Below are 24,213 nucleotides of genomic sequence, written 5' to 3' on the forward strand. Positions count from 1 at the left end.
CACCACGATGACCCCCGACGCCGGGCACGAGGCGAGATACCGCGCCATCGCCGCCGACCTCGCCGCGAAGATCCGGTCGGGCCATTACGCCCCCGGGGAGGCGCTTCCTCCGCAACGGGAGCTGAGCGCCTCCTACGGGGTCACCCTCATGACGCTGCGCCAGGCGTTGCGTGAGCTCAGCGACGAGCACCTGATCGTGCAGCGGCCCGGCAAGGGCACGTACGTGGCCCCGCCCCACCTGGCCTACCAGCTCGGCTCGCTCCGCAGCCTGGCCGACGACCTGCGGGAACAGGGCCATGACGTGCGGACCGTGGTGGCCGGGCGGGCGATGCGCCGGGCCCCCGACCGGATCGCCGCGGAGCTGCGGCTGCGTCCCGGCGAGACGGCCCTGCGGCTGGAGCGGGTGCGGGAGTTCGCCGGGCGGCCGGCCGTCCATCAGGTGTCGTGGGTGCGCAGGCCGGTGGCCGACCAGATCCGCGACCGTGACTTCACCGCCGTCTCCCTCTACGCGGCGCTCGCCGACGCGGGGGTGGCGGTCGCCCGCGCGTCGGAGGTGGTCGGGCCCGGCCTGCTCGACGCCGCCGCCGCGCGCCGCCTGCACGAGCCCGAGGGCAGCGCCGTGCTGGTCAGCACCCGGATCACCTACACGCCCGACGGCGTTCCCGTCGTGTCCGACCACGCCACCATCCTGGGCACCATGATGGAGATCCGTACCGAACGGGCGGCCACCGGCCTCTCGCTCGCCTGGCGGGCCACCAGCTAGCGCCTCACTGCAGGGCGGCGACGGCCTTGTCGATGTCGTCGTGGAAGGACAGCAGGCGGGTCAGCCCCATGATCTTGAACGGGTGCTCGATGTCCGGGCTGAGCCCGGCCAGCGCCAGGCCGGCGCCCGCGTCCTGGGCCCGCTGATGGGCGCTGACCAGCACGGAGATGCCGGTCGAGTCGCAGAACCGCAGCCCCGACATCTCGATCACCAGGCCGTCGCCCGGCGCGAGGCCGAGTTCGTCCAGGGCCTCGTGCAGGCGGGGGGAGGTGTGGTGGTCGAGGTCGCCGGCCACCGTGAGGACGCGGACGCGTCCCGAGTGGGGCTGAGAGGTGATGGTCAGACCGTGGTCGTGCTGCACTGGGGCTCCTCAGAACAGACGCCCGTCGAGCGGGCGGGGACGGACAGGGCGAGCACCGCGGTGTCGTCCGACACGCCGTCGCCGAGGGTCGTGATCAGTTTGTGCACCGTGGCCAGCAGGCCGTCGGCGCTGGTGGGGGCGGCGGCGGCCAGGTGGGCGGCCAGGCCCTCCTCGTCCAGCCTGGCCCCGGTGCCCGTGCGCGCCTCGGTCAGGCCGTCGGTGTAGAGCAGGAGGGCGTCGCCGGGCCCCAGACGGGTGCTCACCTGGGCGAAGTACGGGTCGCGCAGGATGCCGATGAGCTGTCCGCCCTCGGGATGGACGGCCTCGACCGCGCCTGCGGCGCGCACCACCAGCGAGGGCGGATGCCCGCCGCCCGCCAGCGTGACCTCGAAGCCGCCCGCCACCGGGTCGAGCACACCGAAGACCGCCGTGCAGTACGGCGGCGGCATGACCTGACCGGCGTGCTCCTGCTGCAGGACCGCGTCCAGGTTGGCCAGCACCGCGCACGGGTCGGGGTCGTAGACGGCGGCGGCGCGCAGGGTGTAGCGGACGAGCGAGGTCAGCACGGCCGCGTCGGCGCCCTTGCCGCAGACGTCCCCGAGGAAGAACGCCCAGCGGTTGCCGTCGAGCGGGAACAGGTCGTAGAAGTCGCCGCCGACCTCGTCCACCGAGACGGGGTGGTAGGCGGCGGCCGCGCGCAGGCCCGGCACCTCCGGCAGGGTGTGCGGGACGAGCGTCTGCTGCAGGGTGCGCGCCAGGCGCTCGGCGTCGGCGCGCAACGCGCGCTCGGTGGCCAGGGTGCGCGAGGCGGCCAGGCGCAGCTCCAGCTCGTCCATGACCAGGGCGGCCAGATCGCGCAGGGCGCTGACGTCCTCGTCCGCGGCCTGCCGGGGACGGACGTCCATGACGTTGACGCTGCCCACGCAGCGGCCGTCGGGGACGGTGATCGGGGCCGCCGCGAAGAAGCGCACGCCGGTCCCGCCGGACGGATCGGCGGCCATCGCCGGGTCGGCCGTGACGTCCGGGATCACGCACACCTCGCCCCGCGCGAGCACGGCGGCGTACAGGCTCTCCTCGCAGCCGCCGGGGAACGGGCCGGCCGGCGTGCCGTGGGCGGCCACCCGGCGCACCCCCTCGTCACCGGCGAACGTCACGGTCGCCATGGGGGCCTGGAACATGCGCGCCGCCAGCGAGGCCACCCGGTCCAGCGTCGCCTGGCCCGGCACGGCGGGGAGTTCGTGCCCCTGGAGGGCCGCCGCGCGGTGCGTGTCTTCGGCGGTGCTGACGTCCGGCTCCTTCCGCTCAGCTCCGCCGGCACAGGCGCCGAGCAGGGGCGGAGGCCCGACCCCCGGAGTGATTTGCCCTATTCTACCTACGGTCGAGGTGATACCTGACCTGCTGGTCCACGGCCGCGGCGGCATCACCGGCGCGACGCGGGGTAGGCGCGCCCGCAGCGAACGAGGGGGAGCCGGATGACACACGACGACCACGGTGAGCGGCGGCCGGCGGCGGCGGCCGGTGCCGGGATCTTCACCGTGGACGACGAGGTCGGCCGCGACCTGGCCGAGGTCGACTGGGAGGCGACCCCGCTCGGCCGTCCGGAGCACTGGCCGCAGAGCCTCCAGACGGCGGTCAGCATCCTGCTGTCGTCCCGGTTCTCCATGTGGATGGCGTGGGGTCCTGAGCTGACGTTCTTCTGCAACGCCGCCTACCGCCGTGACACGCTGGGCCAGAAGTACCCGTGGGCGCTGGGCCGGCCGGCCCGAGAGGTGTGGGCGGAGATCTGGGACGACATCGGCCCGCGGATCGACGCCGTCCTGACCACCGGGAAGGCGACCTGGGACGAGGCGCTGCTGCTGTTCCTGGAGCGGGCCGGCTACCCGGAGGAGACGTACCACACCTTCTCCTACAGCCCGCTGCGCGACGACCACGGCTCGGTGGTCGGCATGCTCTGCGTGGTCAGCGAGGAGACCGAGCGGGTCATCGGCGAACGCCGCATGGCCACCCTGCGCGATCTCGGCTCCGACCCCAGCGTGGTCCGCACCGAGCAGGAGATGCTCGCCTTCGCCTGCCGCCAGCTCGGCCGCAACCTCCAGGACCTGCCCTTCACCCTGACGTACCTGTTCGACGGCGACGGCCGGGCGCGGCTGGCCGGCTCGACGGGGCTGCCCGCCGGGCATCCGGCCGCCCCTGCCGTCGTCCCGCCCGGCGACCAGGACGCGGTGTGGCCGGTCCAGGCCCCGGCCCGCGGCGAGCCGGCGCTCGTGGCGCTCGACGCGGCCCCGTACGCCGGGCTGCCGCCGGGGGACTGGCCGGAGCCGCCCACGCACGCGCTGGTGATGCCGCTGCTGCAGCAGGGAGGCAGGCCGTACGGGTTCCTGGTGGCCGCGCTCAACCGCTACCGCGCCCTCGACGACGGGTACCGCGGGTTCGTCGAGCTGGCCGCGGGGCACGTCGCCACCGGCATCTCCTCGGCCCGCAGCTATCAGGCCCAGCAGCGGCGGGCCGAGGAGCTGGCCGAGCTCGACCGGGCGAAGACCGTCTTCTTCTCCAACATCAGCCACGAGTTCCGCACGCCGCTCACCCTGATCATGGGCCCGGTGCAGGAACTGCGGAACACACTGGCCGGCGCCGCCCCCGAGGTGCGCCAGGACCTGGAGGTGGTCCACCGCAACGCCCTGCGCCTGGGCCGGCTCGTCAACACGCTGCTCGACTTCTCCCGGATCGAGGCCGGCCGCATGCAGGCCCGCTACGAGCCGGTCGACCTGGCGGCGGTGACCGCCGACCTGGCCAGCGTCTTCCGCTCGGCGGTCGACAAGGCCGGCCTGTCCTTCCAGGTGGACTGCCCACCGCTGGACGAACCGGTCTACATCGACCGGAGCATGTGGGAGAAGGTCGTGCTCAACCTGCTGAGCAACGCGCTGAAGTTCACCTTCGACGGCTCGATCGCCGTCCAGGTGGGCGTGCGGGACGGGCAGGCCGTGGTGACCGTCTCCGACACGGGCATCGGCGTCCCGGCCGAGGAGCTGCCGCGCCTGTTCGAACGGTTCCACCGGATCGAGAGCGCCCGCTCGCGCTCCAACGAGGGCAGCGGCATCGGGCTGGCTCTCGTCCAGGAGCTCGTCGGCCTGCACGGCGGCACGATCACCGCCGAGAGCACCGAGGACAAGGGCACGACCTTCACCATCCGGCTGCCCTTCGGCGCCGGCCACCTTCCGGCCGGGAGCCTGGTGCCGGCCCGCCCGGCGGAGTCGGTCTCGTCCGGCGCCGAGCCGTTCGTGCAGGAGGCGCTGCGCTGGCTGCCCGAGGACGACGTCACCGGCGCGGGGACGTCCTCGGACGTCTCGGCGGACGGCGGCGGCTCACAGGGGCCGAGCGACGGCCCGCCGGCCCGGGTGCTGATCGCCGACGACAACCGGGACATGCGCGAGTACCTCGTCCGGCTGCTCAAGGGCGCCGGCTACCACGTCACCGCCGTCGGCGACGGTCTCCAGGCGCTGGACGCCGTGCACGCCGAGGAGCCCGACCTCGTGGTCAGCGACGTGATGATGCCGCGCCTGGACGGCCTGGCCCTGGTCGCGGCCCTGCGGGCCGATCCGCGTACCGCCGGGGTGCCGGTGCTGCTGCTGTCGGCGCGCGCGGGGCAGGAGGCCTCGATCGAGGGCCTGGCGGCGGGCGCCGACGACTACCTGGTCAAGCCGTTCTCCGCGGCCGAGCTGCTGGCGCGGGCGCGGGCCAACGTGGAGCTGGCGCGGCTGCGCAACCATCACACGCGCTGGCGCAACGCCATGATCGACTCCTTGCAGGAGGCGTTCTTCGTGACCGACGAGGACGGCGCGGTGATCGAGATCAACTCGGCGTTCACCGACATCCTCGGCTACGGCCCCGACGGCCTGCCCTACCGGCCCCGGCACCCCTGGTGGCCGGACGAGCAGCGCGACCCGCAGGCCCACGGCCTGGTCGCCGAGGCGTTCGGCCGGCTCGTCGGCGAGGGCAGGGGCAGCGCGGTCATTCCCGTCACCCACCGCGACGGGCACCAGGTGTGGGTCGCGGTCACGTTCAACTCGGTCACCGACCCCGACACCCGGCGGCGCCGCGTCGTGGGCACCCTGCGGGACGTGACCGCCGAGCACTACCTCGTGCAGCGCGAGAGCGCGCTCGCCGCGCTGGGCCTGCGCGTCTCGCAGGCGGGCAACATGAACGACGCCCTGGCCGGCGGGCTGGACGCGCTGCAGGAGGTCTGGCACGCCCGGCAGGTCGCGGCCGTCGTCTGGGACGAGGACGGCTCCCGCGGCCTGGTCGCCGCGCCGTCCGGCCCGGCCTGGCAGGACCTGCCGGAACGGGTGCGGGCCAAGCTGACGGGCCTGCGCGAGCAGCCGCCCCTGCGGGCCGTCGCCTCCGAGACGGACGGGGCCGGCATCACCCTGGAGCACCCCGAGGGCCTGCTCGCCGTCTGGATCGACCTGGGCCAGAACCGGCCGTTCACCCACGAGGACCAGACCCTGCTGGCGCTGCTGGCCGGCCACCTGGGCCAGGCGCTGCACCGGGTGCACCAGCTCGACCAGCAGCGCGAGGCGGCCGTGGCGCTCCAGCGCGCCATCCTCGGCCCGTCCCGGCTGCCCAGCGGCTTCGCCGTGCGCTACGAGCCCGCCACCAGCCCGCTGGAGGTCGGCGGCGACTGGTACGACATCGTGCCGCTGTCCGGCGAGCGCATCGGGATCGTCGTCGGCGACTGCGTGGGGCGCGGGCTGGAGGCCGCGGCCGTCATGGGACAGCTGCGCAGCGCCTGCCGGGCCCTGCTGCTCCAGGACGCCGGGCCCGCCCAGATGTTCACCGCGCTCGACCGGTTCGCCGCCCTCATCCCGGGCGCCAAGTGCACCACCGTCTTCTGCGGCGTCCTGGACACCGCCACCGGCGACCTCGTCTACTCCAGCGCCGGCCATCCCCCCGGCATCCTGGCCCACGCGGACGGCAGCACCGAGCTGCTGGAGGGCGGCCGCTCGACCCCGCTGGCCGTACGGTCGGCCCGCGGGCGCACCGAGGCCAGGTGCACCATGCCGCCCCGGTCCACCCTGCTGCTCTACACCGACGGCCTGGTCGAGCGGCGGCGGCGTCCGCTGACCGCGGGCATCGGCGAGGCCAGCACCGCCGTCCAGGTCGGGCGGTCCACCCCGATCGAGGAGCTGGCCAGCGACGTCATGTCCTCCCTCGCCCCGGACGGCGGCTTCAACGACGACGTCGCGCTGCTGCTCTACCGCCAGCCCGCCCCGCTGGAGGTGGACTTCCCGGCCGAGTCGAGCCAGCTCGCCCCCGTGCGCTCGGCCCTGCGGGAGTGGCTGGCCCGCTGCCAGCTCACCCCTTCGCTGGTGCAGAACGTGCTCGTGGCGGCGGGGGAGGCGTGCGCCAACGCGATCGAGCACGGCCACCGCAACGCCCCCGGCCGGACGATCCGCCTGCGGGCCGTCGCCACCCCCGGCGACCTGCGGCTCACCGTCGCCGACACCGGCCGCTGGAAGCCTCCGGAGCCGGAGGCGAACCCGCACCGGGGCCGGGGCGTGGCGCTCATGCGCGCCCTGATGAACGAGGTCACCATCGAACCCGGCGCGGCCGGTACCACCGTCGACATGCAAGCGAGGATCAGCTCATGACCACCCCTCTGACCCTTGCGGCCTCGACGCGGCCGGACGGCACCCAGGTCCTGGCCGCCGCCGGCGAGATCGACATGAGCAACGCCGGGGCCCTGGAGGAGGCGCTGGCCCGAACCGGCGACAGCATGGTGCTCGTCGACCTGAGCGAGGTGGAGTACCTGGACAGCGCGGGCCTGACCGTGCTGTTCACGCACGCCTCGCGGATCCGGCTCGTCGCCAACCCGGTGCTCGAACCCGTCCTGACGATCGCCGGCTTCGCCGACGTCGCCGCCATCCAGGAGATCACGTACGTCGACCCGTCCCAGGACGGCCACAGCGCCTGAACGCCGCCGGCTGCGCTTCTGGCCCGAGGCGGGATCACGCGTCCCGCTCGTCCCGCCAGCCGCCGGGTTCGGGATGGTAGCCGTAGGCGGCGGCCCGCACCGTGTCCTCGTCCTCCAGCCCGGAGCCGATCGTGCCGCCGACGGTGGCCAGCGAGCTGATGATCCAGGCCAGCTTCAGATAGTCGGTGAGATCGACCGGCCGCTGCAGGTTCCGTGCCAGCACGGAGGTGTCGATCAGCAGCGCCGCGACGAGTGTCGTTCCGGCGAACAGCACCAGATAGGACACCGCGGCGGCCAGGGCGAGGGTGAGGACCGTGCCCAGGTTGAACAGCCGGGCCAGCTCGGCCGGTGTCTTGCGGTCCGGTTTCTCCCACAGGTCGTGCGCGATGATCAGCCAGGTCACCAGCGCGGTCAGCCCGAGAAACATGATCACGGTGAGGCGGAGTCCGCCGAGCGCGTCGCCCATCTCCCAGATGGTGTTGGTGGTGAGCGCGAACGCGGCCGTGGCGAAGGCGCCGACCAGGAGTTTGGACAGGCCCAGCAGGGCGCGCCCCGGGCGGTTGGCCCGAATCATTCCGGTCAGCAGCCGCACCCGGCCGGCCAGCCGCGAGGCGAGGTAGCCCAGCTCCCCGGCTTCGGCCTCGCCGACCACCCGGTGAATGGCGGCGACCCGGGCGGCCAGTTCGGCCGGTGCCCGGCCGGCCGGCGGCACCCGCCCCTCGGAGGTGTCAGTGAGCAGCCGGCTCACGAGACCCGGGATGGCGGCGCGGAGCGCTCGCAGCTGGCACAGCCCCAGCGCGGGCAGGGACACCGCCGCGACGCGGCGCCGGGCGGACGTCTGCGCGACCAGCGGCACCCGCTCGGTGTGCAGCGGCAGGTCGGTCAGGCAGATCGCGACGTCCCACCGGGCGTCGGCGCGCCGGCGGGCGAGATCGTCGAGCAGCGCCTCGACGCCGCCATCGCGGCGCGGCGCCACGTCACCCCAGCCTGCCCGGACGGTCCACCGCACGTGCGGGTCCACCTGCTCGGCGAGCCGGTCGGCCAGCTCGGCGGCGAGCCGCGCGACCACCTGCGCCGGATAGTCCGGCGGGGTCGCCACGAGCCCGACGACGATCTCCGGCCGGTGCGGCTCACTGATGGCCATGAGCGCTCCTCGCCGGTAGCCGGGTGGATCCGGGGACCGAATACCCGCAGTCGCGCGGCACATGCATCGTGTATCGGGTGATGAAGGTCTGGATGCAGCAGGTGAGGCGGGTGTCCGTCGTGGACGGCCATCCAGACGACCTGCACCTTCAATGCCTGAATCCGCTGGTGTCATCCGCTTTGTCGGGGGCAAGGGACGCGGGGGCGTCAGCAGACCGGGGGCCGCCTGCGGCGTACGCATCAACCACTGCAACCTGCGTTAGGACACATGATGACCGACAAATTCGCCCGTGCGCTCGGGTGGGCCAGCCTCGCGCTGGGCGCGGCGCACCTGGGGGCACCGCGGGCCGTGACCCGCCTGTGCGGCGTCGACGACGCGCCCGGGGCCACGGCCGTCGCCAGGCTCGTCGGCGGGCGCGAGCTTCTGCACGCCGCGCTGCTGCTCGGCGCCAAGAACCCCGCCCAGTGGGTGTGGACCAGGGTCGCCGGCGACACGATGGACCTCGGCGTCCTGGGCCGGGCCGCGGCCGGCCGCACCGGCGCCCGTCGCACCCGCGCGCTGGCCGCGCTCGGCGCCGTCGCCGGCCTCACCGTCCTGGACGCCGCCTGCGCCCGGCGCGGCACCGCCAAGGCCAAGGGCCCGCTGCAGGTGCGCGCCTCCATCACCATCAACAAGCCCCGCGACGACGTCTACCGCTTCTGGCGCGACCTGGAGAACCTGCCCACGTTCATGGGCCACCTGGACTCGGTGCGCACCATCAACCAGCGCCACTCCCGCTGGAAGGCCAAGGGCCCGATCGTCGACCTGGAGTGGGAGGCCGAGATCATCGACGAGCGGTTCGGCGACCTGATCGCCTGGCGGTCGGTTCCCGGCACCGGCATCGCCACCGCCGGCCTGGTCGGCTTCACCGACGGCCCCGGCGGGCACGGCACGGTCGTGGACGTCTCCCTGGAGTACGGCGCGCCCGGCCGCAAGCTCGCCGCCGCCGTCGCCCGCATGTTCGGCGAACACCCCGAGCAGCAGCTCCGCGACGACCTGCGCCGCTTCAAACAGGTCATGGAGACCGGCGAGGTGGTCCGCTCCGAGGGCAGCCCCGAGGGCCACCTCGCCCGGCGCCAGCTCCACCAGCGTCCCGCACAACCGATCGGAGGACGGGCATGAAGGCCAACGTGTGGGCGGGCCGCAACCGCCTGGAGATCCAAGACGTCCCCGACCCGCAGATCCTCAACGCGCGTGACGCGATCGTCCGCGTCACCTCGACCGCGATCTGCGGCTCCGACCTGCACCTCGTGGACGGCTACATCCCGACCGTCAAGAAGGGCGACATCCTCGGCCACGAGTTCATGGGCGAGGTCGTCGAGGTCGGCCCCGGCGTGCGCGACCTGCACGCCGGGGACCGCGTCGTGGTGCCGTTCCCCATCGCGTGCGGGGCCTGCTTCGCCTGCGAGGCCGAGCTGTACTCGCTGTGCGAGAACTCCAACCCCAACGCGGGCATGGCCGAGAAGCTGATGGGCCACGCGCCCGCCGGGATCTTCGGGTACTCCCACATGCTGGGCGGCTTCGCCGGCGGGCAGGCCGAGTACGTGCGCGTCCCGTTCGCCGACGTCGGCCCCATCAAGATCGAGGACGACCTGACCGACGAGCAGGTGCTGTTCCTGTCGGACATCTTTCCGACGGGCTTCATGGGTGCGGAGATGTGCGACATCAAGCCGGGCCACACCATCGCGATCTGGGGCGCGGGGCCGGTCGGGCAGTTCGCCGCGGCCAGCGCGTTCCTGCTCGGCGCCGAGCGGGTCATCGTCATCGACCGGTTCCCGTACCGGCTGCGGCGGGTCCAGCGCACCGGCGCCGAGGTGCTCAACTACGAGGAGGTGAACGTGCTGGACGCACTGCGCGACATGACCGGCGGGCGCGGCCCCGACGCCTGCATCGACGCCGTCGGCATGGAGGCCCACCACCCGACCCCCGCCATGTACGCCTACGACCGCACCAAGCAGGCCGCCCGGATGGAGACCGAGCGGCCGTACGCGCTGCGCGAGGCCATCATGGCCTGCCGCAACGGCGGCGTGGTCTCCGTCATCGGCGTCTACGGCGGATTCGTCGACAAGTTCCCGATGGGCACCGTCATGAACCGGTCGCTGACCATCCGCACCGGACAGTGCCACGTGCAGCGCTACACCGAGCCGCTGCTGCAGCGGATCCGCGCGGGCGAGATCGACCCGAGCTTCGTCGTCTCGCACCGCATGCCGCTCAGCGAGGCGCCGCGCGGGTTCGAGCTGTTCAAGCACAAGCAGGACGAGTGCAACAAGGTCGTCCTCACTCCGTGAGGCTGCCTTCGTGGCCCAGAGCCGGTTCCGCCCGATTTCCTCGGTGGCCCGCCGCTCCGCCAAGTCGGCGGAGCGGCGCAGAACCATCCGGGTCGGCGTGGGCGAACGGCTGTGGGAACGGGGCGTTCAGGCCGGGTAGGCGTGCGTCTCGGTGGCCTTGACGGAGGCCCAGATCCGCTGGCCGGGGGTCAGGTCGAGGTCGGCGACGGCGGCCGGGGTGATGTCGGCGAAGGCCGTCAGGGGGCCGTCGAGGTGCACGCGCACGTTGTCGCCGTGCCGTTCGATGCCCTCGATCCGGGCTTGCCACAGGTTGCGCGGGCTGCCGTCGGGGCGGCTGCGGTACAACGCCACGGCCGCGGGCGGGAAGGCCACGAACGCCGGTCCGTCGAGCTCCTCCGACGTGTGCAGCAGCACCTCGCCGACCTTGACCCGCACGCCCTCGGCCAGGCCGCGATAGAGGTTGAGCCCGACCAGGCGGGCCACGTAGTCGGTGCGCGGATGGCGGGCGACCTCGGCCGGCGGGCCCTCCTGCACGACCGTGCCGTGCTCGATGACGATCAGCCGGTCGGCCAGCACCATCGCGTCGAGCGGGTCGTGGGTGACCAGCACGGTCGCGCCCTCGAAGTCGGCCAGGTGGCGGCGCAGCTGGGAGCGGATCTCCAGCCGGGTGTGGGCGTCGAGCGCGGCCAGCGGCTCGTCCAGCAACAACAGCTCGGGCCGTACGGCCAGCGCGCGGGCGAGGGCGACCCGCTGCGCCTGCCCGCCGGACAGCCGCCGCGGCCTGGCGGCGGCGTGGGCGGCGAGGCCGACCCGCTCCAGCAGCGCGGCGGCCGTCCGGCGGGCCTCGGCCTTGGGCACGCCCTGGCAGCGCGGCCCGAAGGCTACGTTGTCGAGCGCCGACAGGTGCGGGAAGAGCAGGTAGTCCTGGAAGACCATGCCGATCGGGCGGCCCTCGGCGGGCAGCGTGTGCAGCGGCGCGCCACGCAGGCTGATGTGCCCAGCGGTCATCGGGGTGAGCCCGGCCAGGGCGCGCAGGGCGGTGGTCTTGCCGGCGCCGTTGGGGCCGAGCAGCGCCACCACCTCGCCGGCGGCGACCCGCAGCGAGACGTCGAGGGTGAAGGCCGGCCGGGTGACCACCAGACGGGCGTCGAGGGTCACGGCGCGCTCACCCACCGGTCGCGCAGGCTGGCCAGGATGACCACCGAGACGGCCAGCAGCACCAGGCTGAGCACGATCGCCGCCTCCGGCTCGGTCTCCAGCGCCAGGTAGACCGCCAGCGGCATCGTGCGGGTGGTGCCGGGGAAGTTGCCGGCGAACGTGATCGTCGCCCCGAACTCGCCCAGCGCCCGCGCCCAGCACAACACGGCCCCGGCCACCACGCCCGGCATCACCATGGGCAGCGTCACCCGGCGGAACACCGTCCAGCGGGAGGCGCCGAGCGTCGCGGCGGCCTCCTCGAAGCGCTGGTCGGCGCCGCGCAGCGCGCCCTCCACGCTGATCACCAGGAAGGGCATCGCGACGAACGCCTCTGCGACGATCACCCCGGCCGTGGTGAACGGCAGCGTGATGCCGAAGGCGGACTCCAGCCACTGCCCGGCCAGGCCGCGCCGCCCCAGCACCAGCAGCAGCGCCACGCCGCCGACCACCGGCGGCAGCACCAGCGGCACGGTGACCAGCGCGCGCACCAGCCGCCGCCCCGGGAACGACACCCGCGCCAGCAACCAGGCCAGCGGCACGCCGAGCAGCAGGCAGAAGGCCGTGGCGACGGTGGCGCACAGCAGCGACAACCGCAGCGCCTCCAGCACATGGGGCTCGGCCAGCCGCTGGAGCAGCGTGGGCCAGGGGGCCCGGATCAGCAGCCCGGCCAGCGGCAGCACCAGGAACGCCAGCCCCGCCAGCGCGGGCACGACCAGCATCCACGGCGCCCGCCCCGAGATCTCACGGCCCGCGGCCGGACGCCCGGCGGACGCGCCCGCCGGGCCAAGGCGCCGGGAGCGAGCGCTCACGGGGCCTCGAAACCGGCCTTGGCCAGGACGTCCTTGCCCTGCTGGGACAGCACCAGGTCGACGAACTGCTTGGCCAGGTCGCCGGCCGGGGCCTTGGTCAGGGCCGCGATCGGGTAATCGTTGATCGCCTGGGCGGCCTCGGGGAAGTCGATGCCGGTCACCTTGCCGCCGGAGGCGATCACGTCGGTCCGGTAGACCAGCGCGGCGTCCACCTCGCCCAGCTGCACCTTGGTGAGGGTGGCCTTGACGTCCTGTTCCAGGGTCACCGGCGTGACCTTGAGGCCGGCCGCGCCGAGCGCCTTGACCGCGGCGGCCCCGCACGGCACCTGCTCGGCGCAGAGCGCCACCTTCACCGCGGGGTCGGCCAGGTCCTTCAGCTCGTCGACCTTGGCCGGGTTGGCGGCGGGCACGGCGATCTGCAGCTTGTTGCGGACGAACGTGGCCGGGGCGCCCGCGAGGGAGGCGTCGGTGACCGTCTTCATGGTGGCCGGGCTGGCGGCGGCGAACACGTCGGCGGGGGCGCCCTGGACGATCTGCTGGGCCAGGGTGGCGCTGGAGCCGAAGTTGAACCTCACCGTCGTTCCCGGATGGGCGCTCTCGAAGCTCCTGCCCAGCTCGGTGAACGTACCGGTCAGCGAGGCCGCCGCGAACACCGTCACCTCCCCGGCGCCCCCACCGGCGGACGCGGCGGGAGCGGACGAGGCGGACGTGGCCGGCGCGCCCGAGCCGCAGCCGGCCAGGCCGGCCAGCGCGAACGCGACGGGCAGGGCGATCGACCATCGGGAAAGACGCCTGAACACCAAGGGGGGCTCCTCACACCTGACTGGCCACGCGCTCGTGGCCGGGGATCTCCACGACGACGTTGGTGGACTTGATCACGGCGACCGCCACCACTCCCACCTGGAGGCCCAGCTCGTCGGCCGCCTGCCGGCTCATCAGCGACACCACGCGGAACGGCCCGGCGGCGATCTCGACCTGGGCCATCACCGCGTCGCGGATCACCTCCGTCACGATGCCGCGGAAGCGGTTGCGCGCCGAGGAGCGGCCGCCCTCGCCGTCGGACTCGATCTGCGAACGGGCGAAGGCCGCCAGGTCGGCGCCGTCGACCCGCCGGTGGCCGTGCTCGTCGCGCTCGGCCGCCAGCCGGCCCGCGTCGACCCACCGCCGGACGGTGTCGGAGCTGACCCCGAGCAGCGCCGCGGCCTCGCTGATCCGGAACGTCGTCACAAACCCACACCCTACCTTCCGCATAATCCACCCTGAAGCCCCACCTGGCTAGGCAACAGCGACCCGATCGCCGGGCATGCCATCGCATTCACGAGAGCACCACCGGCAACCGCGCCCGGTCACCGCCGCCGGACCATCTTCCCGCTCCCGGTCAGCGCCGCGTGACGCTCGCCGGCGACCTGTGGACAACGGCCGCCACGACGAGCGCCACGACCACCAGCAGGGCGCTGACCCACAGCGCCGACCGGTAGCCGAGCCCGGCGGCGATGGCCGCGCCGCCGAGCGCCGGGCCCGCGGTGGCCCCCACGTTGAGCGCCGCCGTGGCGAAGGAGCCGCCGAGCGAGGGCGCCGCGGCGGCGGCGTACAGGACGCGGGCGATCAGGGTCGAGCCGACCGCGAAGGACAGCGCGCCCTGGACGAAGACCAGCACGAACGCCGCGGCCGGAACGCCCGCCGCGACCGCGAACAGCGCCCACCCGGCCGGCAAGGCGAGCCCGCCGGCGACCAGGACCAGCGCCGGCCGCGCGTCCGACAGCCGGCCTGCGGCGGTCACCCCGGCGAACGACCCCAGCCCGAACAGCGCGAGCAGCACCGGCACCCACCCCTCGGAGACGCCGCTCACCTCGGTGAGCAGCGGCGACAGGTAGGTGAAGGTGCCGAAGGTGGCGGCGTTGACCAGCGCGCCCAGCGCCAGCGCGACCAGCAGGCGCGGCTCGCGCAACGCCCGCAGCTCGTGCCGGGCGCGCGGACGGACGCTCTCCTGCCCGCCGGCCGGCACCGACCGCACGACCGCGACGACAGCCGGCAGCGACACCAGCGCCACCGCCCAGAACGCCGACCGCCAGCCGAACGCCTGGCCGAGCACGGCGCCCGCGGGCACCCCTGCGACGCACGCCAGCGTGATCCCGCCGAGCAGGACGGACGTGGCGCGGCCCTTGGCGTCGGGGGCGGCCATGCCGGCCGCCGTCGCCAGGCCCACGGCGAGGAAACCGGCGTTGGCCAGCGCCCCGAGGACGCGGGTGACCAGCAGCACGGCGAAGTCGGTGGTGAGCGCGCCCGCCACGTGCACGAGCACGAAGGCGACGAGGAAGACGAGCAGCGCCTGCCGGCGTGGCCAGCGCAGGCTGAGCAGCGCCATGAGCGGCGCCCCGACGACCATGCCCGCGGCGAACGCGGACGTCAGCGCGCCCGCGGCCGGGACGGACACGCCCAGGTCGGTGGCGATGGCCGGAACCAGCCCGGACAGCATGAACTCCGACGTTCCCTGGGCGAACACGGCCAGCCCGAGAACGTAGATGGCGAAAGGCACGAGCGGTACTCCAAAAAGCAGCACGAAGGAACGCGGCGCGCCCGCGGCACAGCGGGGCGCGGGCGCTACCGCGAGAAGGGAGGGGCCGGGTTCGACGCCACGACGGTGGCGGAACAGCCGGGAGAGACCGGTCCGTACGAAGGTGATCGGATGCCGGAAGGGCGCGCGGTCTCAGGGACGGCGCGGCCGCAGGACATCACGAGAAGCCACCGACGATCGGTGGCTAGCGTCTTGACGCCTCGGGACCGGACACGCGCCACACCCTAGCCGGAGATCACGGAAGCCGTCCACCGGGTTCCCGCGCGGCCGGTCACGCGGTCTCGGCGCTGAGTTCCTGGGCGACGGGCCGGCGGGCGGCCAGCCGGGCGGGCAGGGCGACGAACGCCGCGGTCGCCAGGAGGGTGGCCGGCACGGCGGCGGCCAGCCATGAGAAGGGGGCCTGCGCCGAGTTCCCGGCCGCGAAGAGCGAGAGCAGGCCGAGGCCCAGGGGAACGCCGACGACGGCGCCGGGCAGGCTGGGCAGCAGCTGGGCGCTGGACAGGCCCGCGGCGACCTGCCCAGGGGTGGCGCCGAGCGTGCGGGCGACGGCCATGGTGGCGCGCGCCTCCATGGCGGTGGTCCAGGTGAGCGTGACGGTGTTGACGACGGCCAGGACGATCAGCAGGGCGGTGACGGCGAGCATCAGCCGGCGGTCCTGCTCGCCGCGCAGGTTGGGCAGCACGGAGGAGCCGTCCAGGCCGTAGCCGCGTTCCGGCTGGACGTGGAGGGTCAGCAGGGCGACCATCGCGATCACCGTGGTGGCGGTGGAGCACGCCTGGAGCACCGCCCGGCCGGGACGGCGGGCGGTCAGCCGCAGCCCGAGCAGGAGCGGCGTGGGCAGCAGCGCCGACAGGGCGGTGATCAGGGGCCGGTGCCGGGGCGGGCGCGCGGTCGCGGACAGCGCCGTGACGGTGGCCGTCCGCATGGCGCGCAGCGTGGGACGCAGCGTGGACAGCACCGCGACCGCCACGGCCAGGACGGTCGCGGTGACCACGACGGAGCCGCCGAGCTCGGCCGCGTCGCCGATCCGGCTGGCCGTGGGGCCGGCCAGGGCGGGCGCGGTCAGGCGGGCGATCGTCAGCCCCAGCGCGTCGCCGGCCAGCGCGAGGGCCAGGTACTCGGTGAGCAGGACGGTGGCGATCAGCCCGGGGGTGGCGCCGACGGCCTTGAGCAGCCCGGCCCGGCGCGTCTGTGCGGCGGCGCGCCCGGCGGCCAGCGCCGCGACCCCGGTGACGGCCAGGAAGCTGAGCAGCCAGCTCCCGACCACCAGGATCGGCTGGCTGTCCTTGAGGATGACGGTGTCCTGTTCGGCCGTGAACTGCCAGGAGTGGAAGTTGACCCGCAGGTCCGGGTCGCGGTGCGCGTCGCGGAACGCCTCGGTGGCGGCGGGGTCGCGCAGCCTGAGGTCGATGGCCGTGGTGACCGGCAGGCGCCGGGCGGAGGCCAGCGTCCGGGCGTCCGAGCTGGTCAGCCAGGCCAGGCCGGCATAGTCGCTGGGGCCGCCGCCCGGCCCGATCTGCGCCGCCCAGGGGTAGACGGAGGTGGCCGCGGTGACGGCGATCCCGACGACGGGGTACGGCCGGCCGGCGATGGTGACCCGGTCGCCGACGCCGACGTCCAGGGCGGTGGCGAAGCCGCGTTCGAGGACGGCGCCGCCGGGGCGCACCCACCGGCCCGAGGTCACCAGCGGCCGGTTGACCGGGCCGGGCCGCTCGGCGAAGCCGTGCACCACCACCTGGGACGACGTCGAGCCGCGCGCGGTGAGGTCGGCGTAGACGATGCGGTAGGGGCCGTGGTGGGCGGCCACCTCGGGGGCGTCCGCGAGCGAGGCCAGGGCGGAGGTCGCCGCGCGGCCCGAGCCGCCGGACAATGCCACCACGTCCGGTCCGGCGGCGGCCGCGCGGGTCTGCTCGTACAGGGAGCGGCTGGCGTCGCCCAGGGACAGGCCCAGGGCCATCGTCGCGGTGGCCACGGTCACCGCGAGCAGCAGCATCGCGGCCTGGACGCGGTGCCGCCGCACGTCGGCCAGCACCAGCCGGGTGACGAGCAGGACAGTGCCCATGACGGTCAGTCCTCCAGCCCGATCAGGCCGCCCAGCCCCCGCGGGCGGGCGGCGGCCAGGTGGGTGTCGTCGACGAACATGCCGTCGCGCATCGAGACCAGCCGGTCGGCGGTCGCCGCCACCCGCTCGTCGTGCGTGACGATCACGAGGGTCTGCCCGGCGGAACGCAGCTCGCCGAAGATCCTCAGCACGTCGAGGGTGGCGGCGGTGTCGAGGTTGCCGGTGGGCTCGTCGGCCAGCACCACCAGCGGGTCGTTGACCAGCGCGCGGGCGACGGCGACGCGCTGGCGCTGGCCGCCGGACAGTTGCGAGGGCAGGTGCCGGGCGCGGGCGGCGAGCCCGACCCGGTCCAGCAGCGCGTGGGCCCGCCGCCTGGCCTGGCGGCGCGAGCGGCCGGCCAGCAGCGCGGGCAGCTCGACGTTCTCGGCCGCCGACAGCTCCTCCACCAGGTGGAACGCCTGGAAGACGAACCCGACCGACCGGCGTCGCAGGCGGGCCAGGGCCCGCTCGCTCAGCGTGTCGACGCGCCGGCCGGCCAGCCACACCTCTCCGCCGGTGGGCCGTTCCAGGCCGCCGAGCAGGTGGAGCAGGGTGGACTTCCCGCAGCCGCTCGGGCCGGTCACCGCCAGCGTCTGCCCCTGGGGGATCTCCAGGTCGACCTCGTCCACCGCGCGGACCCGGCTCTGCCCCTGGCCGTGCGTCTTCACCAGGCCGCGGGCCTGTAACACGTTCATGCGCCCTCGTCTTCGTCTTCGGCCCCGGACCAGGTGCGCTCGCAGGCGTCCAGCCAGCGCAGGTCGGCCCGCAACCGCAGCACGATCCCTTCCAGCAGCAGGCCGGCGGGTGATCCGGGCGGTTCGTCCAGCGCCGCCTGCTGGACCTCGCGCAGGCGGCGCAGCAGCTCGCGGCGCTGCGCCGCGACCAGCTCGACCGGGTCGGCCAGCCGGGCCGCGGCCGCGGCGGCGAGTTTGAGATGGAACTCGGCCAGGTCCGGTTTCGGCCAGCCGACCTCGGCGAGCCAGGCGGCCACCCGGCGCTGGCCGTCGGGGGTCAGCGCGTAGACCTTGCGGTCGGGCCGCTCGGGGAGGCCGTCGGCCCGTTCGCAGGCGACGAGCCCGGCCTTCTCCAGCCTGGCCAGGGTCACGTAGATCTGGCCGGGGTTCATCGACTCGCCCAGCGGGCCGAGGCTGTGCCGCAGGCGGGCGCGCAGGTCGTAGCCGTGCGACGGCTCCTTGGCGAGCATCGCCAGCACCGCGTCCTGCACGGCCCCACCCCCTAACGGTTAGCCCATAGATAGCGGTTAGCCGTAGGAGGTGTCAAAACCTACTGGGACGGGCGCGGCCTGATCATCCACAGGCCCAGGCCGTACATCGCCAGGCCGAGCAGGACGAACCCGGCGGCGACCGGATAGCGCAGCCCGGCCGGCATGTACGTGGCCAGGAACCAGGAGTGGCGCAGCATGTCGTTGGAGACGAAGACGGCCGCGAGGATGCCCTGCGGCACCAGCGGGATCGCGCCGAGGCCGAAGCACCACCAGGTGACCATGCGCTGCGTCGTGGACAGCCGGTCGAAGCGGGAGGCCACGGCGGGCCGCTGCCTGCGCCCGGTGCGCATCAGGTCCAGCAGGTCGGGGCCCTGCGCGCGCAGGCGGCGTTCGGCGAGCAGGCCGAGGCCCCAGACGCACAACGCCCCCGTCAGGACGCCGACGGCGACCCCGGCCCAGCCGTACCGGAGGGCGACCAGCGCCGCGGGCAGCCCGGTGAGGGCCACCAGGGCGAGGGTCAGGTAGGCCAGCCCGGTCAGGCCGCCGTCGTCCTCGCTGGTGCGCAGCGGGTTGCCGGCGCGGCGGTGCGGGTCGGTGCCGGGCACCAGCCCGTACACCGAGATCAGCGGCACCAGCCCGGCCGCGCCGCCCAGCAGGGCCGCCAGCAGCGCCAGGACCAGCGGCCACGGACCGCCGGTGATCGCGGTGAACGCCACGGTCAGCACGGCCGCCACCGGCGTCTGCGCCGTCAGCCACGCCAGTTGCCGGCCGCGCACGTCGCTCGCCCCGGGGGTCATCAGGGTCAGCCAGAGCGCGGTGCCGTCGGCGCCGTACTGGTTGGCGGCCATGGCCGCGGCCATCACGACGAAGATCGGGCCCGCGTAGGGCAGCATGCCGTTCCACCCGACGACCAGCGGGACGGCCGCGAAGCAGACGGCGTACGACAGCGCGAACGTGAGCTGGTGGTTGCGCACCAGATCACGTGACCAGGTGCGCAGCTCCTTGGCGACGATCGCCCCGTTGGCGGTGGCGGCCGTCATCGGACGCCGGGTGCGCCCGGACCGCTGCGTCGCCCCCGCGCGCCGCCCCAGCAGCACCGCCCACGCGCCGAGCAGCAGCACGGCCAGGAGCGCCAGGGCGGGCAGCGCCCACCACTCGCCCTGGACGGCCAGCAGCCCCCACCCGGAGGGCAGGTACCGGACGAACGACGGCATGCCGGTCTGGCCGAAGGCCACGAAGAAGATCCAGATCTGGCCGAGCGCCGCCAGGATCGCGCCGTTGAGCACGCCGGAGGCGATCGCGCCCGCCCGGGACCGCAGCGCCTGCCCGACCAGCGCCACCGCGAGCTTCGACAGCAGCACGAACACGGCCAGCTGCAACACCATCGCGGGCACGGCCACCAGGGCGTTGACCGGCCCGAGCCGCGCGCCCGCGATCGGCAGGCCGAGCAGCGCGGTCAGGCTGACCAGCGGCGCGACGCCGACGAAGGCCGCCACCAGCAGCCCGGACGCCAGGCGGCGCGGCGGCAGGCCGAGCATCGTGAAGTACTCCGGCCGCAGCGTCTCGTCGCCGCCGCCCATGAAGACGGGGCCGAGCATCCAGCCCAGCAGCCACACCGCGTAGGCGGCGGCCAGCAGCTCGGGGTCGGCGAAGGCCAGGTAGATCGTCCCGGCGGCGAGCAGCGCGCCCAGCGCGGCGCCGGTGCCCGCGGTCTGGGCCCGGGTCCCCCGGAAGGCGTGGCGCAGGAGCGCGACCTTCATCCGGGCCATGGTGGCCAGGGTGCCGAGGGTGTTCGGCGGGGTCAGTGTGACAGCCACGACAGCTCCTTCACGCCGGTGTCGTCGTTGCCGACGAGGGTGACGAAGGTGTCCTCCAGCGAGCGGCCGCCGCGCACCTCGTCGAGGGTGCCGGCCGCGGCCACCGTGCCCCTGTCGATCACCGCGACCCGGTCGCAGAGCTGCTCCACCAGGGCCATGACGTGGCTGGAGAGCACGATCGAGCCGCCGTTGGCGACGAACCCGCGCAGGATCCGCTTGATCGTGGCGGCCGAGACCGGGTCGACCGCCTCGAACGGCTCGTCCAGCACCAGCAGCCGGGGCGCGTGCAGCAGCGCGGTGGCCAGCCCGATCTTCTTGCGCATGCCGGTGGAGTACTCGATGACCAGCGTGGTGCCGGCGCCGTCCAGTTCCAGCACCGCCAGCAGCTCGTCGGCGCGCCGGGCCACCTCGTCCTTGGGCAGGCCGCGCAGCAGGCCGAGGTAGGTGAGCACTTCGCGGCCGGTCAGCCGCTCGGGCATGGCCATGCCGTCGGGCAGCACCCCGACCAGGGCCTTGGCCTGCGCCGGAGCCGACCAGACGTCCTGGCCGAAGATCGTGGCGCCGCCCGCGTCGGGGCGCAGCAGGCCGACGGCCATGGACAGGGTGGTGGTCTTGCCGGCGCCGTTCTGGCCGACGAGCCCGAAGAACGACCCCTGGGGGACGGTGAGGTGGATCGCGTCGACGGCGACCTTGTCGCCGAATCTCTTGGTCAGACCGTTGATCTCAAGCGCCGGCGTCATGAGGTCCTCCTGGTGGCGAGGGTGAAGATGGTGGCCAGTTCGGCGGCGAGGGCGCTGAGGTCGTAGTCGGGGTCCTTCAGCACGTAGCTCGGCACGGCGTCGATGGCGCCGCGGATCGCGATCGCCATCGGCCGCAGCTGGAACTCCCGGAACTCGCCGGTCTGCTGGCCCCACGCCAGCAGCTTCTCGATGTCGTCGATGGCGGTGCCCTGCTGGCCCGCGTAGGGTCCGTCGTGGTCGTGGGTGATGATCTCGACCAGCGCCAGCAGGGGTTTGCGGTGCACCCGCATGAACTCGAGGTTGGTCTCGAAGTAGACGCGCAGCCCGTCGGTGGCGGTGGTCTGGGCCAGGATGCGCGGCACCATCAGGTCGGTGGCGAGCTTGACCGCGTGCCCGACGACCGCCTCGATCAGCTCGTCCTTGCTGCCGAAGTAGTAGGCGATGAGGCCCGGCGTGATGCCGGCGAGCTTGGCGATCTTCGCCATCGACGCCTGCTGGTATCCGAGCGTCGCCAGAGCTTCGACGGCGCAGTCGATGATCTGGGCCCGCCGGTTCTCCTCGACGAACGTCCGCTCTCCTGATGGCACGTTCAAGATATTAAACGGCCATTCAAAGGATGGCAACGACGGTTTGACCTGGGCGGGACGCCTAGGGTGGTGGCGGGAAGATCGACCGCCGGGGGACCTGGCTGCGCTCGAACGCCGGCACGGCGGCCGCCTCGGCGTGTACGCGCCGGCCACCGGCACCGGCGCCACGCCGGCCCACCGCGCCGACGAGCGCCTCACGTTCTGCTCCACCTTCAACGGCGGCGGTCCTGCACCGCAACCCGCTCGGCCACCTGGCCGACCGCGTCAGCTAGACCTGGGCCGACATCGACTCCATCTCACCGATCACCCGGCGGCACGTCGCCACCGGCATGACCGTCCGGCAGCTCTGCGACGCCGGCATCCGGCACGGCGACGGCACCGCGGGCAACCTGCTGATGCGTGACGCCGGCGGGCCGGCCCGGCGGCTGGTCACGGGCCGGTGCGGCTGTCGCACTGGCTAGAAGGCGGTGGACCGCTCGGACAGCCAGCGAGAAGCGAGATCGGCGACGATCGCTCCGCCGCGGTCGTTGAGGTGCACGTGGTCCACGAGGAGGTCGCGCCCGCTGCCGCGGGCGATCTCGTCCCAGCTGCGCCCGAGCAGGTAATGCTGGGCGGCGACGGCGAGGGCCAGCGGGAAGGTGAAGGCGTACGGCTGCCGTGCGCCCTGTGTCCGCAGGCGGTCGGCCATGCGCTCATGCACGGGCAGGTAGTGGACCTGCGCCTGGTGTGCGATCTCTTTGATCGCGGCGTTGTATCCGGCGAGCGACCGGTTGATCGTGGTGTCCAGGTCCTCGCCGAGTGGCGGCAGGGACATCACGGCGATCCGCGCGGCGGTACGGGTCTGGATGCGGGCGATGATCGCGCTGAGGTTGGCCCGGTAGCGCTCCTGTGCCACGTCGTTGCGGACGTCGTTGGTGCCGATCAGGATCAGGACCGCGGCCGGCCGGCATGCCAGGATGTCGGTGTCGAGACGCTGGAGCAGGTCGGCGGTGGTGTTGCCGTTGATGCCCGCGTTGACGAACTCGTAGGCGCGGTGTTCGGGCCGTGCCCGCAGGGCCGCCACCCAGTCCGCGCCGAGCGTGCCCTGGGTCATGCTGGCGCCGGCCGCGACCACGCGGGGACGCGTCCCCGGCCGGCCCTGAGCGCACAGGTCGGCCGGGGAGTCGTCGGGCGAGCGGAGGAAGGTGAGATAGGCCACGGCGCCGGTGCCGGTGAGCACGACGGACAGCAGCAGGATCACGCAGATGACGATCCGTCTTTTCATGGTCAGTACCCCAGGCTGATGCTGTGGCCGACGGTGGCAGGGTCGGCGAGTGCGGCAAGGATGGCGTGGGCCAGGTCGGCGCGGGCGATGGTGATGCCGCGCCGCACGTTGCGGTCGATGGCGGTGCGGTAGGGGCGGCGCTCGCCGTTGGTCAGGCGCGGAGGTCGCATGATCGTCCAGTCCAGGCCGCTGGAGCGGACGGCCTCGTCGGTGCGGGCGAAGTCGGCGAATCCTTCCCGCAGGAGGCGGCGTAGCAGGGGTTTGACCAGGGCTCGGTTCAGCAGGTCGTCGCCCTCGTCGACGATGTGCCCGCTGGCGGTGACGACGATCAGGCGGCGGGTCGCGGTGGCTCGCATCGCCGTCATGATCGCGTGGGCGCCTTCGGCGCACACCGGCCCGCCCGCGCCCGGCCTGGGCCCCAGGGTGGACACAACCGCGTCCTGGCCGGTCACGGCGGCGCCGATCGTGTTGGCGTCCGTCAGTTCAGCGGTCACCACGTCGAGCCCGGGACGGTCCGGCCGGCGCAGCCGGGTCGGGTCGCGGACGATCGCGGTGACCTGGTGGCCGGTGGCGAGTGCCTGGTCGAGCAGGTGCTGTCCGGTGCCGCCGGTTGCGCCGAAGAGGGCGAGTTTCATCAGGGACTCCTGGTTAGTAAACGCTCGCTAACTGATAGAGTGACGTTAGCGAGCGTTTACTAACTACGTCAAATGCGAAGGAGCAGCGATGGGCACCAGGGATGCGATCCTCGACGCGGCCGCCACCGTCATGGCGGAGCAGGGCCTGGCCAACGTGACCACGCGACAGATCGCCCGCACCGCCGGATTCACCGAGGCCGCCCTCTACAAGCACTTCACCAACAAGGCCGACCTGCTCGTCGCGGTGATGCGCGAACGCTCACCCGGCTTCGGCTGGCTGGCCGAGGTGCTGCCCGGCAAGCCCGGAACCGGAGACGTCGTGGACACCCTCACCGCCATCGCCGCGGCAGCGATCACCTTCTACAGTGGCGGATTCCCCATGTTCGCCTCGATGTTCGCCGACCCCGACACCCTGGCCGCGCACAAGGCCGAGATACGGCGTAAGGGCGTCGGCCCTCACAAGGTCAACGAAGCGATCGCCGCATACCTGCGCGCCGAACAACAACAGGGCCGCCTGAACCCGGACGCGGACGTCCAGGCCGCCGCCGCTCTCCTGATCGGCGCCTGCTTCCAGCAGGCATTCCTCAGCCACATGTCCACCCCCGCACACCCCGACCCCCACGAGGCGGCCGCCGCCTTCGCCCGCACCCTGTACGCGTCCCTCGCCCCCTGAGATCGGGCGCCCCCCAGGGCGCGA

At 73.8% G+C, this 24,213-nt stretch carries 22 protein-coding genes and 1 pseudogene; 7 read left to right on the forward strand and 16 right to left on the reverse strand.

The window, feature by feature from the left end:
- The first annotated feature begins 7 nt into the window (after nt 1-7).
- A complete protein-coding gene (locus ACFYUV_RS32105; RefSeq protein WP_387674885.1) occupies nt 8-763 on the forward strand; it encodes a GntR family transcriptional regulator in 756 nt (251 codons plus the stop codon).
- 4 nt (nt 764-767) lie between these two features.
- On the opposite strand, the gene ACFYUV_RS32110 is transcribed toward ACFYUV_RS32105, so the two are convergent.
- Both ACFYUV_RS32110 and ACFYUV_RS32115 read right to left on the reverse strand, forming a co-directional pair.
- Nucleotides 768-1,124, reverse strand: a complete 357-nt coding sequence (locus ACFYUV_RS32110; RefSeq protein ID WP_387674888.1) for an STAS domain-containing protein — start codon at nt 1,122-1,124, stop codon at nt 768-770.
- The gene (locus ACFYUV_RS32115; RefSeq protein ID WP_387674891.1) at nt 1,103-2,350 is read right to left on the reverse strand and encodes a PP2C family protein-serine/threonine phosphatase; all 1,248 of its coding nucleotides are present in this window, start codon (nt 2,348-2,350) and stop codon (nt 1,103-1,105) included. Before ACFYUV_RS32115 ends, ACFYUV_RS32110 begins: the two co-directional genes overlap by 22 nt.
- A 246-nt stretch (nt 2,351-2,596) precedes the next feature.
- Here ACFYUV_RS32115 and ACFYUV_RS32120 point away from each other — a divergent pair, with 246 nt between their 5' ends.
- Both ACFYUV_RS32120 and ACFYUV_RS32125 read left to right on the forward strand, forming a co-directional pair.
- The gene (locus ACFYUV_RS32120; RefSeq protein ID WP_387674894.1) at nt 2,597-6,772 is read left to right on the forward strand and encodes a SpoIIE family protein phosphatase; all 4,176 of its coding nucleotides are present in this window, start codon (nt 2,597-2,599) and stop codon (nt 6,770-6,772) included.
- On the forward strand, nt 6,769-7,095 hold the full coding sequence (locus ACFYUV_RS32125) for an STAS domain-containing protein (RefSeq protein WP_358286916.1): 327 nt from the start codon (nt 6,769-6,771) through the stop codon (nt 7,093-7,095). The genes ACFYUV_RS32120 and ACFYUV_RS32125 overlap by 4 nt, the downstream gene beginning before the upstream one ends.
- Before the next feature lie 34 nt (nt 7,096-7,129).
- Here ACFYUV_RS32125 and ACFYUV_RS32130 read toward each other — a convergent pair whose 3' ends face one another.
- On the reverse strand, nt 7,130-8,239 hold the full coding sequence (locus ACFYUV_RS32130) for a hypothetical protein (RefSeq protein ID WP_387674897.1): 1,110 nt from the start codon (nt 8,237-8,239) through the stop codon (nt 7,130-7,132).
- Nucleotides 8,240-8,506: 267 nt separating this feature from the next.
- On the opposite strand from ACFYUV_RS32130, the gene ACFYUV_RS32135 reads away from it, so the two are divergent.
- Together ACFYUV_RS32135 and ACFYUV_RS32140 are read left to right on the forward strand one after the other, a co-directional pair.
- Nucleotides 8,507-9,400 (forward strand): SRPBCC family protein, encoded by an 894-nt coding sequence (locus tag ACFYUV_RS32135; RefSeq protein WP_387674900.1) that lies wholly within the window; start codon nt 8,507-8,509, stop codon nt 9,398-9,400.
- Nucleotides 9,397-10,566, forward strand: a complete 1,170-nt coding sequence (locus ACFYUV_RS32140) for a zinc-dependent alcohol dehydrogenase (protein ID WP_387674903.1) — start codon at nt 9,397-9,399, stop codon at nt 10,564-10,566. The genes ACFYUV_RS32135 and ACFYUV_RS32140 overlap by 4 nt, the downstream gene beginning before the upstream one ends.
- 126 nt (nt 10,567-10,692) lie before the next feature.
- On the opposite strand, the gene ACFYUV_RS32145 is transcribed toward ACFYUV_RS32140, so the two are convergent.
- The 11 genes from ACFYUV_RS32145 to ACFYUV_RS32195 all read right to left on the reverse strand — a co-directional run bounded on the left by ACFYUV_RS32145 (nt 10,693) and on the right by ACFYUV_RS32195 (nt 21,617).
- Nucleotides 10,693-11,739: an ABC transporter ATP-binding protein gene (locus ACFYUV_RS32145; RefSeq protein WP_387674906.1), complete on the reverse strand. Its 1,047-nt coding sequence runs from the start codon at nt 11,737-11,739 to the stop codon at nt 10,693-10,695.
- Nucleotides 11,721-12,482, reverse strand: a complete 762-nt coding sequence (locus ACFYUV_RS32150; protein ID WP_387675582.1) for an ABC transporter permease — start codon at nt 12,480-12,482, stop codon at nt 11,721-11,723. Before ACFYUV_RS32150 ends, ACFYUV_RS32145 begins: the two co-directional genes overlap by 19 nt.
- Nucleotides 12,483-12,568: 86 nt before the next feature.
- On the reverse strand, nt 12,569-13,375 hold the full coding sequence (gene modA / locus ACFYUV_RS32155; protein ID WP_387674909.1) for a molybdate ABC transporter substrate-binding protein: 807 nt from the start codon (nt 13,373-13,375) through the stop codon (nt 12,569-12,571).
- A gap of 10 nt (nt 13,376-13,385) precedes the next feature.
- The gene (locus ACFYUV_RS32160; RefSeq protein ID WP_357979097.1) at nt 13,386-13,799 is read right to left on the reverse strand and encodes a helix-turn-helix transcriptional regulator; all 414 of its coding nucleotides are present in this window, start codon (nt 13,797-13,799) and stop codon (nt 13,386-13,388) included.
- 151 nt (nt 13,800-13,950) lie between these two features.
- The gene (locus ACFYUV_RS32165) at nt 13,951-15,108 is read right to left on the reverse strand and encodes a Cmx/CmrA family chloramphenicol efflux MFS transporter (RefSeq protein WP_387674913.1); all 1,158 of its coding nucleotides are present in this window, start codon (nt 15,106-15,108) and stop codon (nt 13,951-13,953) included.
- 310 nt (nt 15,109-15,418) lie between these two features.
- Nucleotides 15,419-17,209: an FtsX-like permease family protein gene (locus ACFYUV_RS32170; RefSeq protein WP_387674914.1), complete on the reverse strand. Its 1,791-nt coding sequence runs from the start codon at nt 17,207-17,209 to the stop codon at nt 15,419-15,421.
- A gap of 5 nt (nt 17,210-17,214) precedes the next feature.
- Nucleotides 17,215-17,943, reverse strand: a complete 729-nt coding sequence (locus ACFYUV_RS32175; protein WP_387674917.1) for an ABC transporter ATP-binding protein — start codon at nt 17,941-17,943, stop codon at nt 17,215-17,217.
- Nucleotides 17,940-18,473, reverse strand: a complete 534-nt coding sequence (locus ACFYUV_RS32180) for a PadR family transcriptional regulator (protein WP_387674920.1) — start codon at nt 18,471-18,473, stop codon at nt 17,940-17,942. Before ACFYUV_RS32180 ends, ACFYUV_RS32175 begins: the two co-directional genes overlap by 4 nt.
- A 59-nt stretch (nt 18,474-18,532) precedes the next feature.
- The gene (locus ACFYUV_RS32185; protein ID WP_387674923.1) at nt 18,533-20,290 is read right to left on the reverse strand and encodes a hypothetical protein; all 1,758 of its coding nucleotides are present in this window, start codon (nt 20,288-20,290) and stop codon (nt 18,533-18,535) included.
- Nucleotides 20,275-21,030, reverse strand: a complete 756-nt coding sequence (locus ACFYUV_RS32190; RefSeq protein ID WP_387674926.1) for an ABC transporter ATP-binding protein — start codon at nt 21,028-21,030, stop codon at nt 20,275-20,277. Before ACFYUV_RS32190 ends, ACFYUV_RS32185 begins: the two co-directional genes overlap by 16 nt.
- A complete protein-coding gene (locus tag ACFYUV_RS32195) occupies nt 21,027-21,617 on the reverse strand; it encodes a TetR/AcrR family transcriptional regulator (protein WP_387674929.1) in 591 nt (196 codons plus the stop codon). The genes ACFYUV_RS32190 and ACFYUV_RS32195 overlap by 4 nt, the downstream gene beginning before the upstream one ends.
- A 100-nt stretch (nt 21,618-21,717) precedes the next feature.
- On the opposite strand from ACFYUV_RS32195, the pseudogene ACFYUV_RS32200 reads away from it, so the two are divergent.
- A pseudogene (locus ACFYUV_RS32200) lies at nt 21,718-22,033 on the forward strand (class A beta-lactamase); the annotation flags it as partial.
- A 41-nt stretch (nt 22,034-22,074) separates the two neighbouring features.
- Here ACFYUV_RS32200 and ACFYUV_RS32205 read toward each other — a convergent pair.
- Both ACFYUV_RS32205 and ACFYUV_RS32210 read right to left on the reverse strand, forming a co-directional pair.
- On the reverse strand, nt 22,075-22,881 hold the full coding sequence (locus ACFYUV_RS32205; protein WP_387674932.1) for an SGNH/GDSL hydrolase family protein: 807 nt from the start codon (nt 22,879-22,881) through the stop codon (nt 22,075-22,077).
- 2 nt (nt 22,882-22,883) lie between these two features.
- Entirely contained in the window at nt 22,884-23,516 is a 633-nt protein-coding gene (locus ACFYUV_RS32210) for an NAD(P)-dependent oxidoreductase (RefSeq protein ID WP_387674935.1), read from the reverse strand.
- Between the two features lie 88 nt (nt 23,517-23,604).
- On the opposite strand from ACFYUV_RS32210, the gene ACFYUV_RS32215 reads away from it, so the two are divergent.
- Nucleotides 23,605-24,189 carry a TetR/AcrR family transcriptional regulator gene (locus ACFYUV_RS32215; RefSeq protein ID WP_387674938.1) on the forward strand — a complete coding sequence of 195 codons (585 nt, stop codon included), beginning with the start codon at nt 23,605-23,607 and terminating at the stop codon, nt 24,187-24,189.
- The last annotated feature ends 24 nt before the right edge of the window (nt 24,190-24,213 follow it).

Source organism: Nonomuraea sp. NPDC003560, from assembly GCF_042878785.1.
Taxonomy (GTDB): Bacteria; Actinomycetota; Actinomycetes; order Streptosporangiales; family Streptosporangiaceae; genus Nonomuraea.

What these genes read in the sequence shown, in the direction of transcription:
- ACFYUV_RS32170 (WP_387674914.1), bottom strand. Translation starts at nt 17,209, where the DNA reads ATGGGCACTGTCCTGCTCGTCACCCGGCTGGTGCTGGCCGACGTGCGG.
- ACFYUV_RS32105 (WP_387674885.1), top strand. Translation starts at nt 8, where the DNA reads ATGACCCCCGACGCCGGGCACGAGGCGAGATACCGCGCCATCGCCGCC.
- ACFYUV_RS32205 (WP_387674932.1), bottom strand. Translation starts at nt 22,881, where the DNA reads ATGAAAAGACGGATCGTCATCTGCGTGATCCTGCTGCTGTCCGTCGTG.
- ACFYUV_RS32130 (WP_387674897.1), bottom strand. Translation starts at nt 8,239, where the DNA reads ATGGCCATCAGTGAGCCGCACCGGCCGGAGATCGTCGTCGGGCTCGTG.
- ACFYUV_RS32120 (WP_387674894.1), top strand. Translation starts at nt 2,597, where the DNA reads ATGACACACGACGACCACGGTGAGCGGCGGCCGGCGGCGGCGGCCGGT.
- ACFYUV_RS32150 (WP_387675582.1), bottom strand. Translation starts at nt 12,482, where the DNA reads ATGCTGGTCGTGCCCGCGCTGGCGGGGCTGGCGTTCCTGGTGCTGCCG.
- ACFYUV_RS32175 (WP_387674917.1), bottom strand. Translation starts at nt 17,943, where the DNA reads ATGAACGTGTTACAGGCCCGCGGCCTGGTGAAGACGCACGGCCAGGGG.
- ACFYUV_RS32125 (WP_358286916.1), top strand. Translation starts at nt 6,769, where the DNA reads ATGACCACCCCTCTGACCCTTGCGGCCTCGACGCGGCCGGACGGCACC.
- ACFYUV_RS32135 (WP_387674900.1), top strand. Translation starts at nt 8,507, where the DNA reads ATGATGACCGACAAATTCGCCCGTGCGCTCGGGTGGGCCAGCCTCGCG.
- ACFYUV_RS32140 (WP_387674903.1), top strand. Translation starts at nt 9,397, where the DNA reads ATGAAGGCCAACGTGTGGGCGGGCCGCAACCGCCTGGAGATCCAAGAC.
- ACFYUV_RS32215 (WP_387674938.1), top strand. Translation starts at nt 23,605, where the DNA reads ATGGGCACCAGGGATGCGATCCTCGACGCGGCCGCCACCGTCATGGCG.
- ACFYUV_RS32190 (WP_387674926.1), bottom strand. Translation starts at nt 21,030, where the DNA reads ATGACGCCGGCGCTTGAGATCAACGGTCTGACCAAGAGATTCGGCGAC.
- ACFYUV_RS32210 (WP_387674935.1), bottom strand. Translation starts at nt 23,516, where the DNA reads ATGAAACTCGCCCTCTTCGGCGCAACCGGCGGCACCGGACAGCACCTG.